5 protein-coding genes are annotated in these 4,664 nt (G+C 42.2%); all 5 read left to right on the top strand.

Going from position 1 to position 4,664, the window contains the following annotated elements:
* On the top strand, positions 1-580 hold a 580-nt coding region (locus A142_RS13295), incomplete at its 5' end, for a DbpA RNA binding domain-containing protein (protein ID WP_032545575.1).
* Between the two features lie 741 nt (positions 581-1,321).
* On the top strand, positions 1,322-2,515 hold the full coding sequence (locus A142_RS13290; protein ID WP_019825722.1) for an acetate/propionate family kinase: 1,194 nt from the start codon (positions 1,322-1,324) through the stop codon (positions 2,513-2,515).
* Between the two features lie 545 nt (positions 2,516-3,060).
* The gene (locus A142_RS13285; RefSeq protein ID WP_019825720.1) at positions 3,061-3,453 is read left to right on the top strand and encodes a hypothetical protein; all 393 of its coding nucleotides are present in this window, start codon (positions 3,061-3,063) and stop codon (positions 3,451-3,453) included.
* Positions 3,454-3,497: 44 nt separating this feature from the next.
* The gene (locus tag A142_RS13280; protein WP_019825718.1) at positions 3,498-3,869 is read left to right on the top strand and encodes an SMI1/KNR4 family protein; all 372 of its coding nucleotides are present in this window, start codon (positions 3,498-3,500) and stop codon (positions 3,867-3,869) included.
* A gap of 109 nt (positions 3,870-3,978) precedes the next feature.
* On the top strand, positions 3,979-4,503 hold the full coding sequence (locus A142_RS13275; protein WP_019825716.1) for a DUF3916 domain-containing protein: 525 nt from the start codon (positions 3,979-3,981) through the stop codon (positions 4,501-4,503).
* Positions 4,504-4,664 lie beyond the last annotated feature (161 nt).

The following is a 4,664-nucleotide window of genomic DNA, read 5'->3' as shown; positions in this document are numbered from 1 at the left end:
GGATACTTACCAACTACAAGTTGGCCGTGAGCAAGGCGTTCAGGTTAAGGACATCGTTGGCGCACTAGCAAACGAACTTGGCCTAACTAAAGGTTCTATCGGTGCTATCAAGCTAGACCAAGGTTCTACTTACGTTCAACTGCCAAAAGCAATGAACTCTGAAACTGCTGGTAAGCTAAGCAAACTTCGCATTCGTCAAAAAGAAGCTGGCGCTGTAGTTGTTGATTTCAATGACTTCCGTGAGCCTCGTCGTGGCGGCGGCGGTCGTGATGGCGGTCGTGATGGCGGTCGTGATGGCAACCGTGGTGGCAACCGTGGCGGTCGTGATGGTGGCGGCTACCGTGGTAACCGTGAAGGCGGCAACCGCGAAGGTGGTAACCGTGAAGGCGGTCGTGGTGGATACCGTGGCAACCGTGATGGTGCTCGCGATGGTAACTCTGCTGGCGGACGTGATGGCGAACGTCGTTTCGACCGTAACCGTGGTGGCGATCACCGTGGTAACTTCCGTGGCGAACGTGGCCATGGTAACGGCAATGGCGGTGGTAACCGTGGTCGTCGTCCAGAGCGCAACGAAGGTTAATCAACCTGTCGCTTAGACGCTTTAGTCTAGACACTGAATTTAAAAGCCGAGCGTAATGCTCGGCTTTTTTGTGCCTGCTATTTGAACTTAAGCTTTGGTTGGCTCGATATTCGTAGCTAACTTACTTTAATCAAGCTTTGTCCCTGTAACTATGCTTCGTCCATGAAACTAAGCATCGCGCCTAGAACGAATGTTAGTGCCTAAACTTAGCTGTATCGCGTTCTAAGCCTATACTAAAAGAACGTGCTACAAGATACTAAAACAAAGAGTGAAGGCTATCTAAGCGACATTACAATGCATTTGTTCGTAGAGTTGTGCTCGAAGGCTATCAAAAGAGATCGGATCACTATTCTCAACTCCCGGGAGCTTTTTGACTCAAGCACTGAGCAATTGAGAAATCGAGCAAAAAGTTATCGGTAATGATAAGCAGACGAAAGGGAAGGGCGGTTGTTTTTTAAGCGAATTACCTGCATTTGTTCGAGTCGCTCTAATTAACTGAATCAAGTTAAAAATAATGTGAGCACTCGTTTGCGTCACCTGTTCATTAATTTTCTTATTCAACTATTTTTTAATTTCGCTCTCGAAATAAATAATTTGATGACTAAGATCAACTTAATTGTGTTCATTTAGTGATTTTTTCAAAACAAAAGTTGAAAGATTCAAAAATTATTGAATAATGGACTTAACTAAAATTGAAGTAAACACTTCATCCAATTCGTACTGAAACAGGATCCATATCCAATGTCTAATTCGTTTGTTCTGGTTATTAACTCGGGTAGTTCATCCCTAAAATTTGCTGTAATCGATTCTGTTTCTGGTGAAGCAGTATTAAGTGGCCTAGGGGAGTGTTTTGGTCTTGAAGATGCTCGTATGAGCTGGAAATATCAAGGCGAGAAAACTGAAATTGCCATTCAAGGCGAAGATAACCACCACAAAATTGCCATTGGCAAATTGGTTGGCCTGATGGAAGATCTAGGCTTCACTGCTGATATCGTGGCTATCGGTCATCGTATCGTTCACGGTGGTGAGAAGTTCACTCAAACCGTTCGTATTACTGAAGAAGTAACGAACGAAATTGAAAGCCTATCTGATCTAGCTCCACTTCATAACCCTGCAGGAGCTGTCGGCATTCGTGCTGCGATTGAAGCTTTCCCTTCTCTACCTCAATTTGCTGTATTTGATACGGCTTTCCACCAAACAATGCCACAACGTGCATTCACTGGTGCAATCGCAAAAGAGCTATACACAGACTTCGGCGTGCGTCGTTACGGTTTCCACGGTACTAGCCACTACTTCGTTAGCCGTGAAGCTGCGAAGATGGTTAACAAGCCTATCGAAAAATCTAGCTTTATCTCTGTTCACCTAGGTAATGGCGCATCTGTATGTGCAATCAAAGACGGTAACAGTGTTGATACTTCAATGGGCTTCACACCACTTTCTGGCCTAATGATGGGCACACGTTGTGGTGACTTAGACCCGGGCATCATCGAGTACCTACTTAAGAAAGGTTGGTCACAAGAGCAAGTCTTCAACTCTCTAAACAAGGAGTCTGGCTTCCTTGGCGTGTCTGGTCTTACGAGCGATGCTCGAGGCATCTTAGAAGCAATGGAAGAGGGCCATGAAGGCGCTAAGCTTGCGTTTGAGGTGTTTACTTACCGCGTATCAAAATACATTGCTTCTTACCTTGCAACGTTAGATTCTTTAGACGGCATCATCTTCACTGGTGGTATCGGCGAGAACTCTCTACCAATTCGTCGTGAAATCCTAAACAACCTTAAGATTCTAGGTTTCGTTGAGGATGTAGAAGGTAACGAATCTGCTCGCTTTGGTGCTGAAGGCATCATCGGTAAGTCTGAAATGCTAAACGCATTAGCAATGGTTATCCCAACCAATGAAGAATTCGTGATTGCTCAACAATCGGTAGAGCTTCTGTAATTTAGCTTAAAACTAAATACTTAAAAGCGAGCCCAAGTGGCTCGCTTTTTTGTTTTTTATGTTGGTTAAATCAGCACGAACGATACTTTCTTCGTCTAGTATACCTTCGAGTCAACGAGGCTAGAGTTAACTCACTTTTGCCCCTTTTTCACTTAGATCAAATGTTCTACACATTTTAGGGGCGTGCGTTTTCCCTAAAAAACCTAATATCAAGTTCATGATTCATTTACTTACCATCTTTACTTTTTTTTCTGTTTATCTATTCAGTTTCAACGTTGTTTGAATATGGAAAATGGCATGTTTTATTTAGTGCTTGGTCTCGCTCTGTCGATGTTGGCTTTTGTAACTTATTGTTTCTCATGGGTTTGTGATTTTCCCGTCTTGGATAACACGCCAGCGCATTTTTATGTGAGGATAGAGCATAAATCTTGATTTATTTTCTATTATTTTTAATGACTTATGATAAATTAAGCAAAATTAGAGCTGGTAGGAAAACGAGACTGCCTGTTATTAATAATGTTAGTTGCCCAAGATAGTATCCAGCGATGAAAATTAAAAATATATTGGATGAGCTTAAATTCGTAGACGAAAATGCACAGATGCTCTGCGTTGCTTCGAGTGCTGAGTTAAGGTCAAGAATATACCTAGTAGGTCAGGTGCTAGAAAATATTCCTGGTGTTGTTCTCGGAGAACGAGAGCCACACCTCAGAGAAAAAACAGTTGGCACCTTTAGAGAAGAATTGAAAAACTTCGGAGCACAATTCGATGAAAATGATTTTCTCATGGAATCCACACATGAGATAAATGAAGAAATATATGAGATTCGGTATTATAAATTGACTCATATAAGGTACGAGGGCGGCGAAGTCGTGTTTCACTCTGAGGTTGGAGAGCTACAAGAGCTAAGAGAAATCCATCAGGAGCCAGAATGTGAGTAAAGCAACTAACAATCGCATGTTGTACTTAATCAGAGTCAGAGTAAATGAAAGCATTCGAACTGAAAATACCTACCGATATTGAAATCAACGATGCTCAAGAAAAGCTTGGTTTCAATTTGCCGTCCGAATATGTGGCATTTATCAAATCTGGATATGATCTCGGAGATGCTCCTCTTGAAGCATTGGAAATCGTCAATCCACCTAGTTATGCTGACATATATGAAGCATTGGAAAGTGCACGAAAATCTTACGGACTACCATTAGAGTTAATGCCTATCTGCGAAGACAACTCAGATTACTATTGTATCAACCAGAAAGGGGAAGTTGTCTTTTGGTCGCATAATGGAACTACAGATGAAAAGTGGAAAAATGTAACCATATGGCGCAATCAAATGGTTTTAGAGGCTGGTGAATAACGAACAACTAACAACTAACAACTTACCCAAAAGGACACAAAACGCTTGGCTTGTGCTCCTTAGTCGCTAATTTTGCGCCCGTTAGCGAGGCGTTGATAGGGAATACTGAATGCGCAGATTAAGCATACATCGGCCCAATGCCAAAATAAGAAACCCAAACCGTCATATACGCGCTTTAGAAAAATGGGCTTCTGGTTTTCAAGGCTATTATCCAGAGCGCTCAAACGAAAGATATATCAACTTTAAGATTTGGACATTAGATAGATTGGTTGAAGGTCCGAAAGCACAACATGAATGGAAGCAAAAAGCCTTACAACAGCTAATAGTCGTTGCTAAAAACCTCGTCGCCGCTAAACCAGAAAAGGAAAAAGGTAAATCTTGGGTGGCTATCCTTCTGTGTTATCCAAATCTTTGGTCTAGCGAAGTTACAGTATTCTTTGATAAAGAATATTACGAGAATTTTCAGCCGAGAGAAGGGTTGTTATCCTCTAGTATCAGCAAGCAATATGATATCGATCTACCTGAAAATTTATTGGAGCTGGGGTATCAGGTAAGCTTGGAAGACCAAGACGAAACTGGGGAGCTTTGCACTTATATTGAAGAGCGGTGGACTCTCGGTGAGAGGGCCTTATAAAAAAGGATTAAGCGCTGCGCAGCCAGCGTTAAATCCCAAGTACTGAACAAACCTGTGCCTCAATATAAGTAAATTGTGCGTCCTGCACGTTAGTTTTACTATTTGCCATACCTGTAGTTATTGGTGATTTACTAATTTAGCAAAATCGCTGGCACGTTTTT

The sequence above is a fragment of the Vibrio splendidus 12E03 genome, from assembly GCF_000272105.2.
Taxonomy (GTDB): Bacteria; Pseudomonadota; Gammaproteobacteria; order Enterobacterales; family Vibrionaceae; genus Vibrio; species Vibrio splendidus_I.
The sequence above is the reverse complement of the archived record's forward strand: the minus strand, read 5'-3'. Positions and strand labels throughout refer to the sequence as shown.